Source organism: Achromobacter sp. 1011791174, assembly GCF_059760925.1.
On record NZ_JCBANH010000031.1, the window covers coordinates 1 to 19,565 of the forward strand.

General features: G+C 69.2%; 12 protein-coding genes. All 12 read right to left on the reverse strand.

Going from position 1 to position 19,565, the window contains the following annotated elements; genetic code table 11:
* Positions 1-38: 38 nt before the first annotated feature.
* Positions 39-188 (reverse strand): hypothetical protein, encoded by a 150-nt coding sequence (locus tag AC6LJ5_RS13240; protein WP_158658427.1) that lies wholly within the window; start codon positions 186-188, stop codon positions 39-41.
* A gap of 232 nt (positions 189-420) precedes the next feature.
* Complete coding sequence (locus tag AC6LJ5_RS13245; protein ID WP_158658428.1) at positions 421-864, reverse strand: type II secretion system protein N; 444 nt, start codon at positions 862-864, stop codon at positions 421-423.
* A gap of 70 nt (positions 865-934) precedes the next feature.
* The gene (locus AC6LJ5_RS13250) at positions 935-1,522 is read right to left on the reverse strand and encodes a PulJ/GspJ family protein (protein WP_498140702.1); all 588 of its coding nucleotides are present in this window, start codon (positions 1,520-1,522) and stop codon (positions 935-937) included.
* A gap of 6 nt (positions 1,523-1,528) precedes the next feature.
* A complete protein-coding gene (gene gspI / locus AC6LJ5_RS13255; RefSeq protein WP_103274453.1) occupies positions 1,529-1,915 on the reverse strand; it encodes a type II secretion system minor pseudopilin GspI in 387 nt (128 codons plus the stop codon).
* The gene (locus tag AC6LJ5_RS13260) at positions 1,902-2,393 is read right to left on the reverse strand and encodes a GspH/FimT family pseudopilin (RefSeq protein WP_103274454.1); all 492 of its coding nucleotides are present in this window, start codon (positions 2,391-2,393) and stop codon (positions 1,902-1,904) included. The genes gspI and AC6LJ5_RS13260 overlap by 14 nt, the downstream gene beginning before the upstream one ends.
* Before the next feature lie 142 nt (positions 2,394-2,535).
* The gene (locus AC6LJ5_RS13265) at positions 2,536-3,114 is read right to left on the reverse strand and encodes an RNA polymerase sigma factor (protein WP_498140703.1); all 579 of its coding nucleotides are present in this window, start codon (positions 3,112-3,114) and stop codon (positions 2,536-2,538) included.
* Positions 3,115-3,154: 40 nt separating this feature from the next.
* The gene (locus AC6LJ5_RS13270) at positions 3,155-3,781 is read right to left on the reverse strand and encodes a transposase (RefSeq protein ID WP_498140704.1); all 627 of its coding nucleotides are present in this window, start codon (positions 3,779-3,781) and stop codon (positions 3,155-3,157) included.
* A gap of 88 nt (positions 3,782-3,869) precedes the next feature.
* Positions 3,870-4,457 (reverse strand): transposase, encoded by a 588-nt coding sequence (locus AC6LJ5_RS13275; RefSeq protein ID WP_498140705.1) that lies wholly within the window; start codon positions 4,455-4,457, stop codon positions 3,870-3,872.
* 152 nt (positions 4,458-4,609) lie between these two features.
* Positions 4,610-5,596 carry a FecR family protein gene (locus tag AC6LJ5_RS13280; protein WP_498140706.1) on the reverse strand — a complete coding sequence of 329 codons (987 nt, stop codon included), beginning with the start codon at positions 5,594-5,596 and terminating at the stop codon, positions 4,610-4,612.
* Positions 5,597-5,707: 111 nt separating this feature from the next.
* A complete protein-coding gene (locus AC6LJ5_RS13285; protein WP_103274459.1) occupies positions 5,708-6,223 on the reverse strand; it encodes an RNA polymerase sigma factor in 516 nt (171 codons plus the stop codon).
* Between the two features lie 17 nt (positions 6,224-6,240).
* Complete coding sequence (locus AC6LJ5_RS13290) at positions 6,241-6,948, reverse strand: TonB C-terminal domain-containing protein (RefSeq protein ID WP_498140707.1); 708 nt, start codon at positions 6,946-6,948, stop codon at positions 6,241-6,243.
* Between the two features lie 188 nt (positions 6,949-7,136).
* Entirely contained in the window at positions 7,137-19,412 is a 12,276-nt protein-coding gene (locus AC6LJ5_RS13295) for a filamentous hemagglutinin family protein (RefSeq protein ID WP_498140708.1), read from the reverse strand.
* Positions 19,413-19,565: the final 153 nt, after the last annotated feature.

Consider the following 19,565-nt stretch of genomic DNA (forward strand, 5'->3'; position numbering starts at 1 on the left):
GAGAACCGGCGGCGGCCGTGATGGGCCAGGAGGCGGGTTTAGTTGGCGTCGCGCTGGCCGTCGGAACGTTCCGAGCCCTGGGTTTCAGCCGAAGCCGGAGCGGCCTCTGTGTGCTGGCCCGTGTCGGGCGCCTTCCAGTTGAGCGGTGCGACTTCGAATTGCCATTTGTCGCCGAGCTTGCGAAACATGAATGCTCTCCTATTCAAGGCAGTGGCCTTCCCGCCAAGACACAATGCGCAGGGTGTCGGGCGGGCCGGATGCGTGCTGCTGCGGGGGGAGCATCGGACGGCCGCGCCATGGAGATGAGCTGCGATCAACATGACTTGCGCACGAACAGCGCGCAACGCCAAATGAATGCAACATAGCGTATTTTAAAGCATTATTGCCATAAAAAGCAAGCATCTTGGCGACTGAATGGCTTTATTGGCGCGCCGCCGCCGTTAGTCCGCCGCTGGCGCTGTCCTGCAGTGCGGGCATGGGCAGGCGGATGCGCTCGCCCGATTGCTCCACGATCAGCGCCTGCGCCTCGATGTCCGCCAGACGCGCCGTGCCGGTCAGCGCATCGCCGATCGCATAGGCCTGCGGCGGGCCGCCGTTGACCGAGAGCACCGCCGCGCCACGGCCGGCGCCGGACAGCGCGCCCGCAACCCTCACATCCAGCCGCGCGGCGCCGGGCGCCAGCCACGCGGCGGCCTGTTCCGCGCCGCTTGGCGGCACCCCGGCGCGGGCGGCGGGCGTGGCGGCCTGGGGCAAGGGCTCCATCAGCGCCCACCCCCACCACGCCAGGCCCGCGAGCGCGGCGGCCATCAGGCACAGACTGGCGGCGCGGGCGGCGGACAAGGAAGGCATTCTGATTTCACGCATGGGCATATGACTCCTGGGCCGCGTGGCCAGGTGGCGCGCGCGAAAATTGCGGTTGCATTGATCTGCCGCATTAGTGCAGCGCGTACACGCGGCGATAGCGTTGCAGCTCGCCCGGCGGGCCGCGCGCGATGATCAATTCCAGCCCGGTCGCGGCGGGCGCGTCGCCGGTTGGAAACGCGCCCCACCCCCTGCCTGGCACCCAGGCGCGGACGTTGAACTCCTGCACCTCGTCCAGCACGGTTTCGCCCGGACCTGGCGGCGCCAGCGGATAGCGATCCCCAGAGGGACCGGCCGCGCGCAACAGCTTGCGGCCATCGCGCTCCCACAGCACGCGCTGCCAGCCCGCCGCCGGCCCGGCCACGCTGCGCATCAGCTCCACGCTGCGCAGGTCGGACTGCGCGGCGCGCAGCCGGATCGCTACGCCGCCGAAGTCCTGGCCGGCGGCCTGCATGGGGCTGGCCCGCAACGCGACGTCGCGCTCGAACTGGTCGAACACGCGCTGCAACGCCGTGATCTCGTCGCTGCGCGCGTCCAGCTTGCGGCTGGTCAGCGAGACGCTGTCGATCGCCCGCCATGACAGCAGGCTGATGATGGCCATGATCATGATGGCCACGATCACCTCGATCAGCGAGAAACCACTCTGCCGGCGCCGGTCCATGGCTCTCTATCTCTGATTGTCCAGCGCCGCGCTGAGCGTGGCCAGCCGGGGGCCCGCCTGCCGGTCGCGGAACACTTCCACGGTCGCCAGGCGGGATCCTCGCACCACGTCGGTCAGGCGCGTTTCGCATACCAGCGCCAATCCGCCCTGCGGACAGGGCGCGCGATCCCGGCTCACCGTGGCCACGGGCGGCGCCAGCTGCAGCTCAACCAGCCGGTTCTGCGCCGACATGAGCGCCAGCGCGCGGTCGCGCAGCACGCCATTGTTGGTGGTGAGCATGCCGGTCGTGCGCATCACGGCTGCCAGCGCCACGCTGACGATGGCCAGCGCGATCAGGATTTCCAGCAGCGTGAATCCCCGCTGCCCGCCGGCCCCCGCGCTACTGGACCACATAGCGTCCGCCGCCGGTGCGCCGCAAGACCACTTCGGCCGCGCCGTTGGAGAGTTTCAGCTGCCAGGGCTCGCCGAACCATTCGCCATCCAGCGTCACCGGCCTGGCGGGCGTCACGCGCACCTCGCCCGATTGCCAGCGCTGCGGGCGCAGCGTGGCGTCGCGTTCGAAGGCGTCCAGCCGCGTCATGTCCAGCGTCGGCGCGGCGTCGTCCAGCGCCCAGGTGCCGCGCGTGTAACGGTAGCCGGACAGATCCGCCTGCCAGGCGATGGGCCGGCCGTCGGCGCGCGCTTCCTGCTGCGCGGTCTGCATGCGCAGCGCCAGCTGCTGAGCGTCGTCGCGCAGCCTGCGGGCCGGATCGGAACGGATGGACAGGCCCAGGGCCGCCGTGGCGATGCCGACGATGACCAGCACCACCATGACCTCGACCAGCGTGAATCCCTGCTGGCCTGCTGTGTCGCGCGGAGGATTCCTGGGCATGGCGGATGGACTCGAACGGGGGCTGGACGGTGACGGGGCGGCCACGCCGGCTGCGCGCGGCGGGCGGGTGACGAAAATCGTAGCGACCCCATATGAAGGATTTGCGTCCGCGGCGACAGATTCGCCTGCGCGCGCGGCCGTTTCACTGCGCGCGTGGCGGCGTCGGACAGGCCAGCCTGTGCGCATACCCCGCCATGTGCCGGCCTGCATCGCGCAGGTGTCGCCGCACGATGCGCGACGACAGGCCGTAGCGCGAGGCCGCCGCGCTTTGCGGCAGCCCTTCGATGCGCACGTCGATGTACACGGCGCGCTGCTGCCTGGGCAGCGTGTCCACTTCCCGAAGGAAGTCGCGCAATGAGGAACGCGCCTGCGCGATCTGCTGCGGGCCGGGCGCGCCGTCCTCGACCTCGTCCGGTTCGAGCTCGGGACCGCCCGCGCGCCGCAACTGCTCGGCGCGCAGGCGGTCGATGGCGATGTTGCAGGCCATGCGGAACAGGTAGGCGCCGGGGTTGACGACGCCCGCCGCGCCACCCGGCTCCGGCGCCGGCCCATCCGCCAGGCGCAGCCAGGCGTCGTGCAGGCTGTCGGAAGCCAGGTCTTCGCAGCCCAGGCGGGCGCGCAGGCGGCCGATCAGCCGCGCGTAATTGGCGACCAGGAAATCGCTCAGACAGGCCCGGACATCGCCGGACGCGGGTGGGCGGCGGGCGGGCGTGACCGTCATGCCGATGCTGTCCGTCGGACGGGAGCGCGATGCCACGGCGTCAACGCGCGCCGGCCAGGCCCGCGTTCGCCGCGTAGCCCGCAACGCCTCGCGCAAGCGGGCGCTGTCCGGTGCCGGCCGGACTCCTGGCTACCCGCTTGCGCACTGCCCAGCTCGGCGGCGTCAGCAAGCCGTCGTCCAGCGCCTGGTGCAGCACCTGCACGATCTCCGGGCGCCGGCCGATCAGGTCCAGCTCCCGGTCCAGGTCGGCCTCCTCGTCGGCGCCCAGCCCCTGCGTCAGGCCGGCGAACCAACGGAACAGCAGGTTGTAGGCGATCTGCTCCAGGAAGTAGCGGCGGCTGCCCACCGGATACAGCAGTTGCAGGATGAAGGCGCGGCACAGCACCGCCGCATCGGTGCGCAGCGCCAGCTGCGCGACGGCCCGCTCCAGCATGGCGGCATGGCCGCGCAGCACGTCGTCCACGTGCTCGCGCAGGCCCACCAGGGGATGCCTGGGCGGCACGAAGCGGGTGAGCTGGACCTGCCCCATCCAGGCCTCGTGCGACACCACCCACACCCAGGGCGAGCCATAGCGCGACACCGACACCGGAACGCGGCGGGCGCTATCCAGCACTTTGGACAGCTTGCGGTCCAGTTCCAACATACCCACGGTGACGATGGCTGACACGGCGATCTCCTTGCAGGGGTCCGGCAGGGGCCGGCATTGCGGTCTTTCTCTAAGACGATTCCTAGAAGAAAAACCCGCCAAACCCATCTCAACCGCCCCGCACGCTGCGGGCCCGCCACTCCCTCAACAAAGCCTGGTTCAGCGGAATGCCGTTAGCCTGCGCGATCGGCGCCACCGGCGCGCCGAGCAGCAGTTCCTCCAGGATGGCCACAAGCTCGGCGCTGGCCAGCACGCGCTCCAGCGAATATCCAAATTCCTGCGGCGTCCAGATCTGCTGGTCCAGGGACAGGCCGACGAACCAGCGGAACAGCAGGTTGCAGGAGATCTGCTCATGCAGCGCGGCCTCGGTTTCCAGTCCGTACAGCAGCTGCACCGCCAGCGCCCGCAGCAGCGGCTGCGCCTCGATGCGCAGCATGGCCCGCAGCGCCGCCGCATGCAGGCGCGGCTGGCGCTCGCGCATCGCCATGTCCAGATGCTGGCGCACGGCGGCCAGCGGATGGCCGGCCGGATTGAAGTCGATGCGGCGCGTATTGCGGGTCCAGACTTCGTGCGAGACGATCCAGACCCAGGGCGAGCCATAGCGGTGCACCGACACGGGATGCTCCCAGGCGGAATCCACCACGGCCGACAGGTTTTCCTTCAGCTCTCGTATGCCTATGTTCGGTTTGCGCGACACTGCTGCTATCTCCATCGCGCAGCCGCGGCCCGCGCCTGCCTGGCGCTCTGCTACCGGGTCTGCATGGGTAGGACGAGTTTCGCGGCGCAAAACCGACACGGCGCAGGCAGGTCCGCGCGGCTGGCCCATGAGCCGGCGCGCGGGGGGCCCGCTCAGCTGAGCAGGACGACGTTGCCGGGCAGCCGCGTGGCGGTCAGGCCAAAGGCGCGCTCGATCTGCACCAGCACCTTCTCCATGTCGCGGATCTCGAAGCGGCCGCTCATGGCGCTGGCGCCGCGCTTGCCGTCCAGCAGCACCACGTGGCCGCGCCGGTAGCGGTTGATCTCGGCCACCACGGCCGGCAGCGGCGTCTGGCGGAACACCAGCGCGCCCTGCCGCCAGGCCGAGGTCTCATCGGGGTCTATCGTCTGGATCGCGCCCACCTGCTCGCGGTCGTAGCTGACCTGCTGGCGCGGCGCCAGGACCAGCTCGCCGCCCGCGTGCGACAGCGCGACCTCGCCGCTGACGCAGGTCAGGCAGACGCTGCTGCCGGTGCGACGCAGCTCGAACTTCGCCTGGCTGGCGCTGGCCTTGCCGGCGCCGGCCAGCACCGTGACCTTGCGGTCGGGCGCCAGCGCCTCGAAGGCCGCTTCGCCCGTGATCAGCTCCATGCCCAGCGCGCCCGCCACATCCGGCCGCAGGGCGATGCTGGTCTGCGTGTTCATGTCGACCTGCACCTGCCGGTCCAGGCCGAACTGGCGGCGCCCGCCGGTGTCGGTGCGGTAGTCTGCGTCCCACTCATCGAACGAGCGCCACAGGCCGAACGGCGGCGCCACCACCGCGGCGATGGCGGCGGCGGCCGTGCCGCCCAGCGCCGTGCCCAGGAACGCGCGGCGGCCCCAGGCGCGGGCAGCCGGGCGCTCGTGGGACGCCCGCGCCGTCTGCCGCTGCAACTGTTGCGCGGCGGGTCCCACCTGGTTCCAGAACCGCCGTTCCAGCGCGAAGGCGGCGGCATGCGCCTCGCTGGCCGCGCACCACAGCTTCAAGGCCTCGGCGTCATGCAGCGTGGCCTGGCCGGAGGCCAGCAGCCTTATCCAGGCACGGGCCTGGCGCTCGATGTCCGCCTGTCTGCGTCGGGCGTCGCGGGATGCACTCTTCATGACGATTCTCTCTGTACGGCGATGCCGGCATGGAGCGGCGGCGCGCCGTTATTCCCCTTGCTACCCCTATGACGGTTCTCGCAGCCGGAATCCGCCTTGGGGATGCATTTTTTATGGTGACAATAAATTACGGACGCGCGTCGCACAGTGCTCATGCGCGCTGCGCAATTCGCGCTCCACGGTGCGCAACGACACACCCATGCGCGTCGCCACCTCGGCCTGCGGCAGTCCTTCCAGCCGCACGGCCAACAGCACCCCGCGCTGACGCTCGGACAGCTCGCCCATGACCCGCACCAGCGTGTCCAGTTCCTCGCGGCCTTGCGCCGTCTGCGCCGGACCGGGCGCGGGGTCGGGCAAGGCGAGCAAGGCCTCGGCCTCGCTGGAGGTGAGCCGGCGGTTTTCGGCGCGCTGCTGGTCCACCGCCACATTGACCGCCATCCGCAGCAGGTACGCGCCCGGGCTGTCGACCGGCCCCAGTTCGTCCTTGCCCTCCAGCCGCAGCCAGGTGTCCTGCAAGGCGTCGCTGGCCATGTCGGCGCAGCCCAGGCGCCGCGTCAGGCGCGCCTTGAGATCGTCGTAGCGCTGCAGCATGAAATCGCGCAGTACGGCCAGGCTGGAAGGCATCATGGATCCGGGTCAGGCGCTCAGCGGATGACGCAGGCGCGGTCGTGGTCGGCCGACTGCGGCACGATCAGCATCACGAAAGGCTGCGCCAGGCCCTCGGGCGGCGCCTTGCCCAGGGCGATGCCGTTCAGCGCCTGCGTGATCGCCTCGTCGCGGTCCGCGTCGCCGCTGGAATCCAGCAGATGGGCGTCCCGCACCCGTCCCTGCTCCGACACGCCAAAGCTCACCGCCGCCCGGAAACTGCCCACGGCCAGCGCCGGCAGGCCGCAGAGCGCATCGCGCACGCCGGCCTGGATCAGGCCGTAGTAGCTGCGATAGAACGACCCGGTGGGATTTGCCGGCCGCCGCGCGACGGCCGGCGCGGCCGGCTCGGGCTGCAGCACCACGGCGTTCGTCGCGGTGTACTCGGCGACCAGGCCAGAACCTTCGATCAGCATGCGCAAGGCAGCCTCCGGCGTATGGATTCCTTTCACGGCGGCCGAACGCCGCCCCACGGTCAACGCTGCGCGATACACCACCGATCCACCCGTCACATTGCTGTACTGTTCCAGCGCGGCCTGCAGCGGCTGGGCGGGAATGTCGAAGGCGAAAATGGGCCGAGGCTCGGGCGGCGCCTCCGCGGCCTGCGCGCGCCAGCAACAGGCCGCCAGCAACAGCAGCGCCGGCCAGCGGCGCGCGCGCCAAAGCGTGCGCGTGCAGCGGGCCGCCTTCGAACGCCAAAAAAACATACCCCCCCACGCCGCACGCACGCGGTGCGCTTGCTGCCCCCAAGGACGGAGCGCCACGCGCCTGCCGCGCAAGCGCCCCGCCCATGCCGCGTCCGGCGGGCCGGAAGCCGGCCGGACGCGGTGGCGATCGGTGAACAGGCAATGTAGTAATGGCGTATGACTGCCGCGTGACAGGAACGGCGCCCGCTTCAGCCTCCCGACAGCCTGCGCCGTTCGGCGTCCGTGAGCCTTGCCCGCTGCGCTTCCGGGATGTCGCCGTTGCCCAGCATCTGGAAGACGCTGCGCGGGTCGTAGCCGCTGGCGCTGCCGTCGCGCCGTGGCGGCTGTCCGGCGGGCGCCGCGCCCTCCCCGGTCGCTCCGGACGCCGGCTCGTTGCCGTAGCCCAGGATCTGCACCGAGATGATGGACGGCAGGTTCTGGCGCGCGGATGCCTGCTGTTGCCGCGTCATCTCCTGCGCGCTTTGCGTGGCCAACGACGCGGCCGAGCTGGCCGAGGTCAGCGCGCCGGTGTTCACCGTCGCCGTCGCCGGGATGCCCTTGGATTCGCCCTGGACCTGGATGTTGGCGGCATTGACCACGTGCAGCGCGGCGATGTTGATGTTGCCCGACACGCGGATGCCGGCCTCGCCCGGATCCACCGTGCCCAGCGGCGCGACCAGGTCGACGTCGCCCTTGGGCACTTCCGGGATCGGATTCAGCGTGCTGATGCCGGCGCCGGTGCTGGGCACCGTCGGCGACAGACTGACGTTGCCCACGGCGTCGTACAGCCGGCGCTGCGGCGTGTAGACCACCGTGCTCTTGGCGCCTCGGCCGCTGTTGATGTCGCCTTCCGCCGACCAGCCCATGATGTGGCCGCCGAACGTGGTCATGACCCGGCTCTGCCCCAGCAGGATGCTGCCCTTGGCGTACATCTGGATGTCGCCCGCGCCCTGCGTCACCACGCCGGCGGTTGACGGCGGCGCCATCCCTTCCACGCCGAAGATCATCTTGCCGCCCGGCGCCAGCAGGTGGATCGGACCGCCGAACAGCGTCTGGATGCCGGAGCCGCCGAACAGGGTGATGTCGCCCTGGTAGCGGATCGGGCGGCCCTGTGCGTCGACTTCGGGGAACAGCGAGGCGATGGCCTGCCGGCCGCGCACGTAGCTGCCGGGGCGCGGCCCCGCCGCGTCGTTGTACTCGCGCCCGCCCTGGGTCAGCTCGGCGTAGTAGACCTGGCGCAGGAAGATGCGCTGCTGCTCCGGCGGCAACGCGTCGAAGTAGGCGCGCGCCTGGTCGGTCGGGCCGTCGTAGCCTTGGAACGCGCGCAGCCAGTCGGCCAGTTCGCGCTCGTAGGTCTTGATGGCCTTGCCTGGCTGGCTGGCCAGGGTCTGGCCGGGGTCGGCGCGATTGGCGGGGTCGAGATAGCGCCGGGCGAAGGCGGTGTAGTCGCCCTCGCCGCCGACGCTGACGACGATGCCGGCGCCGCCCTTGCCGGTGGCGGGCTTGCCGTCGATCAGGCCGACGCTGCCCAGGCGGCCCCTGTCTTCCTGTGTCAGGTTGCGGCCGGCAATGATCTCCAGCCAGCCCGGCCCGGCAATATCGACATTGGCGTAGATAATGTCGCGGCCGGCGGCGATCCGGGAAACGTCGTTGGGTCGCTGGTTGAGAATCAGGCCCTTGAGGTTGACGATGTCGCGGCCAGCCTGGATCCAAGCCGGACGGGCGGCGCGATACTGATTGCCATCGATGGACGTCACCAGGCTGCCTGTCTGCAGGCCAACGATGTCCATGCCCGCGTAGTAGCGGGCGATGCCGGCGTCGGACTGCGGCGCCCGTCCTGCCGCCGTGTCGAGCCCGAAAGCGAACAAGGCGCCGGGAGGCGCGATGGCGTTGGTCTTCCGGATGGCCGACCCGCCGACATTCCATTCGACGAGATAGGCGGGCCGCTCCGGCGTCGGCATGACGGCGGGGGCCGCGCCCGACATTTCTGTCGGCATGCCGCCGGCGTTGAGCGAACGGGCGGCGAACAGTTCCACCCGGCCGTTGGGACCCGGCGCGAAGGTCCACGCCGCGCCGGCCGTATCCTTCCGGGGAGCGTAGTAGATGCTGCCGGCCGATGCGACCGCACTGAAGCGGGACGGATAGAGAAAACTCTCGCCCATCAACCCGCTGTTGAACATCAATGGAAATACGTTGGTGCCGTCGACATGCTGAGTCGAGATCGGCGTCAGCGATCCGCCGGCGGCATGAAGGTCGATGCTCGTGCGATCGGTCCACAAGCTGAACCAGCTCTGCGCGCCGCCGCCGATTTCCGTGCCGCCGCTGATGAGGCGCGTACCGCCAAGAGGCCGGTTGCGGCCGGCGTCGCCAACGCCGCCCAGCACCAGATCGCTGTTCGTTGACAGGCGCGCCGTGGCGTCTCCCGGCACAATGACTATGCCCCCCGAAGGCAGGCCCAGCGTCGGTGAATCCGTATTCATGGGCCGCGAATCCGACGGATCGGGCACCATCCGCATGGGATCCACACGCCCGATGCTACGTGCAGACACGTCCAGAGCGCCGCGCAGGTTCGTCAGCACGCCGTTCATGTCGCTCGTGACCCCGCCATTGACGGCGCCGGCGGCATCGTAGCTGGATGTCGCCACGGGATTCAACGCGCCGTTCACCTTCAGGCTGAGGTCTCCCCCGCCCGTCGTGACGCGGGCGCCGTCCGGCGTGATCCGTCCCGTGCTTCCCACCGCCAGCACCAGGCCGTCGCTATAAGGGAAACGGAAGGAGGATGTGCTGCCGGGCTTTCTCTGGATCCCCGCATCGCCGCCCACCGCGACATCCACATTGCCGCCGCCCAGCGCGCCAATGCCGGTGAAGCCTTCTATCGTGACGCCCGGCTGGCGAATGGAAGAATAGAACGCGGTCGGCACATACGTGCCGAAATTGATCCACCACGCGGTGCGCTGCCCCAGGTCTTCGCCGCCCTGCCGCCACAGCCAGGTACCCGTGTAGCCTCCGCTCATCCAGCCCGATCCGCGCTTGTCGGACAGCTCCGGCCCGCTGGCGATGCCCCGGGTGGCGGCACGCATATTGCCCTGCACGCCGATATAGACGTTGCCGCCCTGCTCCGGGTACCAGGCGGCGTACTGACCGCCCGTCACCAGCGGTTCGTAGCGGGCCGACCCCGCGCCCAGGACGGACTCGCGGCCATTCGCCAGGGACTGGTCCGGATCGCTGGCCCGCTTCAGGTTGTAGGCGTCCTGCCCCAGGGCATTGAGGACGGGGTTGCCATTTTGATCCCGCACGGGGCCGGACTGCGTGCCTGCCGTATAGATGCCGTAGAACGAGGTCTGGCGGAAGTCGCCGCCGGACAGGATGTCCAGGTCGCCCTTCCCGGTTCGGATGACGCTGAAAATGGGCGATTCGCCCAGCCGTCCTCCCGACAGGTCCTGCTGATAATGCAGATCCGCCAGCCGGACCTGGCCGCCTCCGGCCAGCTGCATGGACGGCAGCAAGGCGCGCGTGTCGGCCGACGCCAGATCCGCGCCGCCGGCCAGCCGAAGGCTCCACGACTCGGTACCGGCGGGCAACATGGGCGCGACGGCCCAGATGCGGCCCTGCTTGCCATTGGCGTCCAGATCGCGCAGGGGCACGCTGCTGCCGGCAAAGCGCAGCGTCGAGCCCGATGGCAGATAGGAACCCGGCGCCAGGGTCAGGTTGCTCGACAGCGCAGGCTGCATGTCGAAGATGCCCAGCGACGTGCCCTTGGGCAGGGTGAAAGGCGCCACCGTAATGCTCTGGTCAGCCATGAAGCCGGCGGCCAGCGTGGTTCCCGGCTCCAGCAGCAGGTTGGCGGCGACGATGGTACCCGCGGCGTAGACCGTGCCGTCGGGCGTGGTGACCGCGCCGCCCAGCACCGTGCCAGCGCGCAGGTTGAAATAACTCTCGAGTTGGACCTCGGTCGGCATGCGCACGCGGGCCTTGATGACGCTGGAGCGCAGCGGCGCGTCGAAGTTCAGCGATTCTCCCTCGACATTGGGAAACGTCGTGGTGACGCCAGCCGCGGCGCCTCGCAGGGTGATGCTCTTGGGCACGATGATGCTCTGCTGCCACAGATCCACGCCGTTCGGATTGTTCGTCGCCAGCCGCCCCACCAGCCTCCATGCGCGGCTGTCTTCATCCGTGCTCAAGGGCGGTGCGAAACCGTCGTTGATGCTGCCGTAGACATTGAGATTGCCCTTGGCCCGTATCAACAGGACGCCGGGCTCGCCCATGCCGCGCCGGGCCGGGTTGGACGGATCCGCGCCCGGACCATAGCGATAGCCGGACAGGTCCAGGTCCCCGCTGATCGTCAGGTCGCCGTCGGCCGTCGCGCTGCTGATTTCCACGCCGGGACGTAGACGGTACGGTCCCAGGGCGGCAAGCCGGCCGGACAGCGCGGCGTTGTTCAACGCCCCGTTCATGTATGTCGTATTGTCCAGGTGGATACGATCGAGATAGGCCTGGGTGATCTGCTGGGGTCGCCTGCCGTTGACATCGGGCACGCCGGCGGCCGGCGCATCGATGTAGGTGGCGTAGTCGAACGCATTGACCGCCACGCGCATCGCGCCCGCGATGCGGGGCGCGCCCAGCACGTCCAAGGCGACATCGTTGGCGCCGATGCGGGAGGCGTTCAAATCGACGGTGCCGCGGGCGCGGCCGTCGTTCCTGCCAGGGCCTGTCCCCGCGGGTGCCGCGGTGCCGGCGCGAAGGTCCATTTCCGCGCCCGCCGCCAGGATCAGCCGTCCCTTGCGCGACGTCAGATCGATCACGGCGCGGTTCGGGCTGTCGATGATGGCGCCGGCGCTGTCGACGCGCAGCAGCGTTCCGTGTGCATCAAGCAGCCCGTTGAGCACCAGATCGTTCATGGCCGCGAGCCGGATGCTGCCCACCTGTGCGCCGCTGGCGTCGATCTTGCCATTGATGCGCAGGCTGCCGCCGTCGGCGGCGATGACGACGTGCCGGGCGCGGACTTCGTCGCCGACCGTCAGGTCCCCGATCCTGGTCTGGAAACTGCGGGATCCGGTGACGCCGGTCTGGGTGAGGCGGCGATTCAGACCGCCGAAATCCTCGATGGATTGCCCTTTCAGCTGGATGCCGCCGTTTTCGAAGGGCACATAGGTGCCGCCGGCATCGTATTCGCCGCTGGCGCTGCCCAGCAGTTGGCCTCGCAGCGCGATCAGGCCAGCCGTCGCGCCCATGGCCGACGCGCGCAGGCTGCCTGCGTGGTTATAGGCGGCGGAAACGTCCACGACCGATCCGGCCGACTGAATGATGTTGCCCGACTTGCTTTCCAGCTCGACATCGCCGCCCCAGCTGTAACGGGTCTGGTCGAACAGCGTCGTGCCGCGCCCGGCCATGTCGATGCGCGCGCCGTCGCCCAGCGTGATGTCCCGTTCGGCCCGCACGCTCAATTTGCCGCTGGGCAAGGCGATGGCGCTGTCCAGCGTGACGCTGTCCGCGACCAGGTACAACGATCCGCCGATGGCCGCGGCGCCGACCGCCTGTCCCGCACCCGACAGGCGCAGCGCGCCGCCGGCCGTGATGCGGGACACGGACGCGGCTTCGCCTGTCAGCAGCGGCGTGCGCAGCACCAGGTCGCCGCCCGAATAGGAAAACGCGCCGTTCGAGTAATCTCCGCGAGACTGATAGACGCCCACACTGCCTTCACCGTTCGCGGAAATGCGTTCCGTCGCGTCCATGGTCACCTGGGAGAAACCCAGCGCGAGGCGTTTCATGTTCAGATGCGGCGTCAACGGCGTTCCGTTGGCATCGCCCAGCATGATGCGGCGGGCGCGCAGATCCAGACGACCGAGTCCGGTGCCGGCCCCGCCGGCAACGATGTCCCCCGCGGGCGCATCCGCCACGCCGTTCCAAACCAGCGTGTCGGTGCTCACGCTCGCGACATCGCCGGCCGCGCCCAGTCCATACATGGCAGGCGTATTGAACACCAGTTGCTGCAGGCTGGATTTTCCGGTGGTGGGATCCAGCGTGCTCAGATTCACCGAACCGAAGAAATTGACCGAGTTCTTCATTGAGAAAATGACGCGCTCCAACGCCGGCGCGCCCATTTCCCGATCGCCGATCAACAGGCGGCTCAACAGGGTCTGCGACAGTCGCAACCCCGGCGGCAGCACGCCGCGCGCGGCAGCGTCGGCCAGCGCCGCCTCGTTGCCCACGTTCAGGCTGTTCGCCGCCAGCACCAGATTGCGCGTGCCGTAGCGCAGCGCATCGTGGACGATCAGGTTGCTGGTGCCGATGGCGATCGTGCCGTCCGAATAGAGACGTGCGGGCGCCGCGCAAGCCGCGACGGCGCAGTCCGCGCCCAGTTCGATCCCCGCATCCTGACTGCTGACGCCATTGGCGAAATCCAGCCAGCCGTTGGACACCGCCAGCACATTCACGCTGCTGTCGGATTGGCCGTAGCGATAGCCGTTGCGCGAGTCGTAGGGAGCGGCGCCCATGCCCAGCGTATTGATGATGGCTCCGCGCTCCACCACGATCGATTTGGTGTCCGATGTCATCAGCAGGACTTCGGGAGCTCGCAGCAGCGCTCCGCTGCGCAGGTAAATATCGTCGCCGCGCACGTCGAATCTCAACCGGTCCGGGCTGATCGAGGATTGAGCGGTCGAGCCTCCGATGGAAATGCGATCGGCGCCCAAGGCGTTGATATCGGCCGCTCGGACCGAGGCGCCCAGGAATCCGGGCGTGGCGCCGTCCTTCACGATTTCCAGCGGCTGGTCCGCACGCACGATTACCTGGCCGCCATAGCCCTGCGCGCCTCGGTTGGCGCGCATCGCGCCTTCGAATCGGAACGCCGTCGCGCCTGCGCTGTCCGCGTCCGAGAGGAATCGCAGTTCGAGCGCAGAGACATCCTGAGGCGACCACGCACGCGGCAGCCCCTTGCGCGTCGCGTCCGCCAAGACGTAGGCCTGGTAGTCCATCTCGTTGTATTGCGCGTGCCGGCGCAACACGTCGCCCGGCGTGATCAGCGCCTGACGGGGCCAGCCGTCGCCGGTGCCCGTGCCGGCCAGCCCGCGCGTCGCCGTCACCGTCCAGGATCCGCCGCGCAGGCCGACAGGCGCGAACGGCTGCGCATTCGCCCCAACCTCGACGCGGAAAGCGCCGGGCAGGAGCGCGTAGTACGCGGGGAGCAGCGTATAGGTGCCCGCCGCCAGACCGGGCACGCCCGCGCCGATGGTGATGGTTTCTCCGGGCAATGGCCGGGATCCCGCGTAGCCGGCGGAGGCATCCCTCGGCGCCAGCGGCGCATACCGGTCGGGCAACCCTGGCAAGATGGCATAGACCGGGCGGGCGTCCAGCGTCGGCAGTTCGAATTGGCCCGATGGCGGGTCGAACCGGGGCAGCGGGTGGTACATGGGATCCGTGGAGCCGCCTCGTCCGCTGACGAATGCCGCGCCGGCCAGCGTGCCGCCGCCGGAAACATCGATCACCGCGCCCGGATCCACGCTGAACGAGCGGCCCGTAAGCACCACGCCGTGTTCCATGTTGCCGATGCCGTTCTTGCCCCCTACCGAGCCAAGCTCGACGGTCGCGCCGTTGTACAGGTAGCTCAATCCGTCGACCGTGCCGCCATAGGGTATCGTCGCGCCCCTGGCGCTGACGGACGTCAGGCTGCCCGGCAGCAGCCGCACGCTGCGATTGATGTTGGCGCCGGTCGAGCCCAGTTGTATCGCGCCCAGCGGCGCATACAGGACGCCGCCCTGCTCCACCGTCGGCGCCATGAGCGCCAGCCTGCCGAACGCCGACAGCGGCGTGACGGCGGACAGGGACCCGTCCACGCGTTGCACCCGCAATGCGCGCTCCGGGTCAAAGGTATTCGCATCCCTGACGCCGGCCACCGCGAGGCCGGCGGAACCCGTCGCGGGATAGATGCGCTGCGCCGCCAACAACAGGTCGCCGCTGGCGAGCATGGCGCCGGCCGAGGGAAAGCCGCCGAATGGCAGCGAAGCCGGGGTGGCCGCCGTCGAGGACAGAAAACGCAGATCGCCCCGGCTGCGTAGTTCGACCAGGCCGTAGCCACGGCGGTCCACGGTTTGTGTCATGCCGCCATTGAGCGTGACCGCGCCCTGGATGCCCGTGCGGACGAAATCGCGGATGTCGATATGGTCTGCTTCAACGCCGAGCCGCGCGGCGTCTCCTTGCCCTGACGCCCGCCATTCTTCCAACGAGGCGAATACCGGCAGAGGCGGAGTCGACGGGGGAAGCAGACTGGTGCGTCCGCTCAGCAGCACGTAGGGCGCGGCGAGGCGAACCGTGGCGCCGGCCCGCGTATTGCCGAGCGCGCCTTCATACAGGTTGATGGCCCGGCGCAAGCCCAGATCCACATTGCCATCGAAAGTGACGAGGTCCCGCGCCATCAGCGACACTTCGTCGAAGCCGCCGGCCAGGATCTGATCGACGCCGATGCGGCCCTGGCCATAGCTCAGCGTGACCGAATCCGGCCGCGCGCCGACGGGCAGCAGGCTGGCCCCGCCGGCTTGGGCGACCACCAGCTCCCTGGGGCGGATCATTTCATCTGGCGTACCTGCGTCATAGAGTGGCGTTTCCAAGCGAAGCGAGAGCTTGCCGCCCGGCGCATCCGGCGTGCCGCCCGCGGCCCGCATGTCGCCGTCGAGATAGAGCCCTGCCGTCGCGGACAGCGCGATTTCTCCGCCCTTGCCTCCGATGCGCGTGTGAACGGCCGCCGCGCCCGGCATCGGGACATCGACATCCATGCGCGTTCCCGACGCGTCCAGCACCGCCCCGGGGCGGATCACGACGAATTCGCCGTCCAGCGCGATGCGTCCGCCGTCCCGCTGCAAACCGTATTGGCGTCCCGCCGTGTCTATCCCGGTCGCCGAGATGCCCGCGACATCCAGCCGCGCCTGCCCGTCCAGCCAGATCGAATTTGACAGTCCGCCCTTCTGCAGCTGGATGCCGACAACCGGGTCCGCCCCTCGCGCCGCCTCGATACGGCCGCCCGGCGCGCGCAGGGTTCCGCTGATGCGCAACATGCCGCGCGACTGCAACTGGATCACCTGGCCGGGATCCACCTCGACCAGCGCGCCCGCGCCGATGCGCAGGCCGCCTTCGGGCTTGGGCTGGTACGGCGCGAAGGCGCTCAGGGACAGGCTGGCGCCCAGGCGCTGGGACATGCGTCCCGCGAGCGGATCCTCCTGGAACACGGGAGGCGTCCACAGTTCCAGCGCGTCGGCCACGCTGGAAGCACCGGCGTCAGGGTTGACTGAACGCGGACGATAAACCGGCATGACGGGGCGGACCATGGCGCCATCGGCGATCTCCAGGCCGGCATTGCCGTTGATCTCATAGCGCGAGAATCCCTGCGCGAACAGACTTTCGGACAATACGATGACGCCAGGCTGCGCCGCGCCCGCACCGCCGATCCGCACCTTGTCGCTGGACAGCCTGAAGGTGCCGCCACCCGTCACGCCATAGGCATGGGCCGTGCCATCGAACGTGACGCCGACGCGACCGGGCGCGGGCGCGCTGCCATCCGGGGAAAGAGCCAACTCCACTCTGACGTCGCCGCCCCGGCCGCCGATCAATTTGCCGGATGCGGCGATTGCGGCGCCCGAATCCGCATTCAGCACGCTGCCTTTCCCGACCCGCACGTCCTCGGTGCCACGCAATACGATCTGTCCGCCGTTGCGATATGCCAGGTCGCCGGCTGTCGCGGGATCGCGCCTTGCGTTGACCCACGCGCCGCTGACGTCGAGCAGTACGCCCGGCGCAACGATCAGGCGGGCCGACGCGTTGGCGAACGCTGGAATCATGGCATCCCGATCGATGCCTTCGTACACATTGCCCGCCGCGATGCGACCGCTACGCGCGCTCAGGTCCGACGCAATCGACACGTCAGGCGCATACAGCTCTATCTGGCCGCCATTCGCCACGCGCAGGCGGCTTTTCACCGATACGGATTCCGACGCGACGGCGGTGATCTGCCCCAGACCGATGCCGTTCAGCCTGCCGGCGTCCAGGGAAATGCGGCCGTTTCCAAGCGCTGGCAAGGGATCGTCCAGGTTGACTGCCGGCGCGCCGGATGGCTGTCCGTCCTGGATAGAGATATTTCCCGTCGTGGCATACAGATCGTAGCCCCAGCGCACCTTGCCGTTCTGTTCGAAGCTCTTGGCCTGGTATCCGCCGATGACCAGCTGGCCTGCCAGTGACCGGGCCAACTGCGATTGCCGGTAGCCCGTTTGCTGGCGCACGCCGGCGTCGATGTTCTGTCTGGCCTGCGTTTGATAGACGCCTTGAAACGCCTCGCCGATGATGTCGCCATCGAGAACGGCGGTTTTCGTCGATACGACCAGCTGACCAGCGTCGCGGCCGGCGGTATAGCCTTCTTCGTAGCGCTGACGCGGCCCGATCAGCGGGTTGTGGAAATAGCGCGTGCCCTTGTCGCCCCAACGCGCATGGACATCCTCGAAGCCCTTGTACAAGCCCTTGTACAGCAGATCTCCCGGCGCACGCGATATTTCGTACAGCCGGCCGTCCTCGCCGCGCAGCCAGCTTTGCCTGAGATAGCCGCTCTGCACGTCCAGCGTGCCGCCGGAGATGTTGATCTGGGAGCCGGCGCGACTCACCAGCTCGCCGCCCGCCACGGTGACGATGCCGCCCACCGCCGCCCATTCGCCGACGCCATGCTCGGTGGTGCCCAGATAGCCGCCCACTTCCAGCAGGCCTCCCGGCGTATACCAGCGCTCCCGCTCGTAGCCGTTGACGCCCTTGGCGATCTGGATCAGCGTGCGCCTGTCCACCCAGACATCGGTGTTGTTCAGTGTCTTGCCGTCCCGGCTGACCGGCGCGTCGCGCTGTTCGTTGCCCTGGATATTGACTTTGACGTTGTTCGACTCCATGGCGAGCTTGACGCCGACAGCGCCGGCCACGTCCAGGACCGCGCCGTTTTCCAGCAGGGTGCGCCGCGCGGCGGACACCGCGATCTGGCCGCCGGTCGCCAGGGCCATCGCGCCGCCTTCCACCTGCACCGTTCCGCCGCTGGTCACCTCGATGCGCGACTGGTCGCGCCGGTCCGGCACGGAGCTAAGATGATCGAACGCCTGTCCCGCCGCGCGATAGCCGTCTGCCGCGCTTGCCGGAAGCAGCAAGGCATCGCGCTGGGCATCCAGCGCGCGCCCGCCGTCTGCCTCAAGCAGAATTGCCGTGGCCGAATCGCGGCCCAGCACGATCTTGCCGCCGGTATCGCTGGCCGAGTTGAGCAGATGCACCGTGCCGCGCGTCGTTACCGTGGTGCTGGATACCGCGACGCCCAGCTGGCGCACGTCATGGCCCGTCAGCGTCACGTCTCCGGTCGGAGCCTGGATCAATCCCGTATTCGCCACCAGCCCTGCTTCACTGTCGGCCCTGCGGCGCGCGGATACTTCGTTGCCACGGGTCGTCGATATGCTGTTGGCGTCGGACGCCAGGCCCTTGCGGATGATGAAGCTGTCTCCGGCGGCCAGCAGCGTCTGGCCGCCCGGCGTCGTGATCTGACCGGCATTGTGCGTCTCCCGCCCCAGGAGCAGCACGTAGCCGCCGCCCTGGGTGACCGACTCGGGCTTGCCCGTCTGTATGCGCGCGCCTGCTTCCACGCGCACGTCGCCCGTCGCCTTGCTGAACGTCGCGGCGTCGCCGGCGCCGGCCAGATCGTTGCCGAAGGCCGGCGTCATCCGCTCCTGGACCCCGCTGTCCACCTTCGCGCTGTAGATGCCCTGCCTGAACTGCGCATCGCTCATGCCCACCGCGGCGGCGACCAGGTTGCGGGTATTGACCTGGCTGGTGCCGCTGAACACGATGCCGTTCCGATTCACGACCATGACCGTGCCAGCCGCGTCGATCTGCCCCTGGATCTGGCTGGGTCGGGCCTTGGGATCGTTCACCCGATTCAACACCGCCCAGGACGCCTCCTGTTTGAAGGCCACCGTAGTCTGGCGGCCGACGTTGAAGGTCTCCCAGTTCAGGATGGCGCGCTCGCCGGTCTGTTCCACCGTGACGACGGTCCGGCCATTCACCTGAGCCTGCGACTTGTCGGTCAGCGCCTTGGCGTTCTCCCAACCCGCCGTCAGCGGATTGCGGTCCACCTTCAGTCCGCCTTCCGCCATTCCGTCAGGTACCGCCGACGCACCGTTGAGCGCGGCCTGGCGCGCGGCGCCCTGGGCAGATTGCTGGGCCGCGATCATGGCGGCTGTGCGGTTCAGGTTGACCAGCGACCGTTGCAGCTGCTCCTGCGAGCGTTGTTGCTCTCGTTGCGCGTTCGGTATTCCGGCAATGCCGCCGCCCGGCAGCCGGCCCGTGGCCGCCGCCTGCGCCTGGGTGGCGCGCTTGTCGGCGAACCAGCCGGGGCTGAAGGCCGGTCCCGCCGCCGCCGCCGATCCGGCCGTCATGGCCAGCGCCATCGCGTGCACGACCGGCGCAAGCCGGAACTTCGCCACGCCCTGCCCCTGGTTTTTTCCCTTTCGCCCTGCCGTCAAGCCCACGCGTCGATTCATGCCGTATCTCTAGTGTGAAATGCCGCCGCCCGTCGGGCGGCCTTGCCTTGTCCCATTCATACCGGCCGCGCGCATGCTGACGCCGCGCTGACCGCT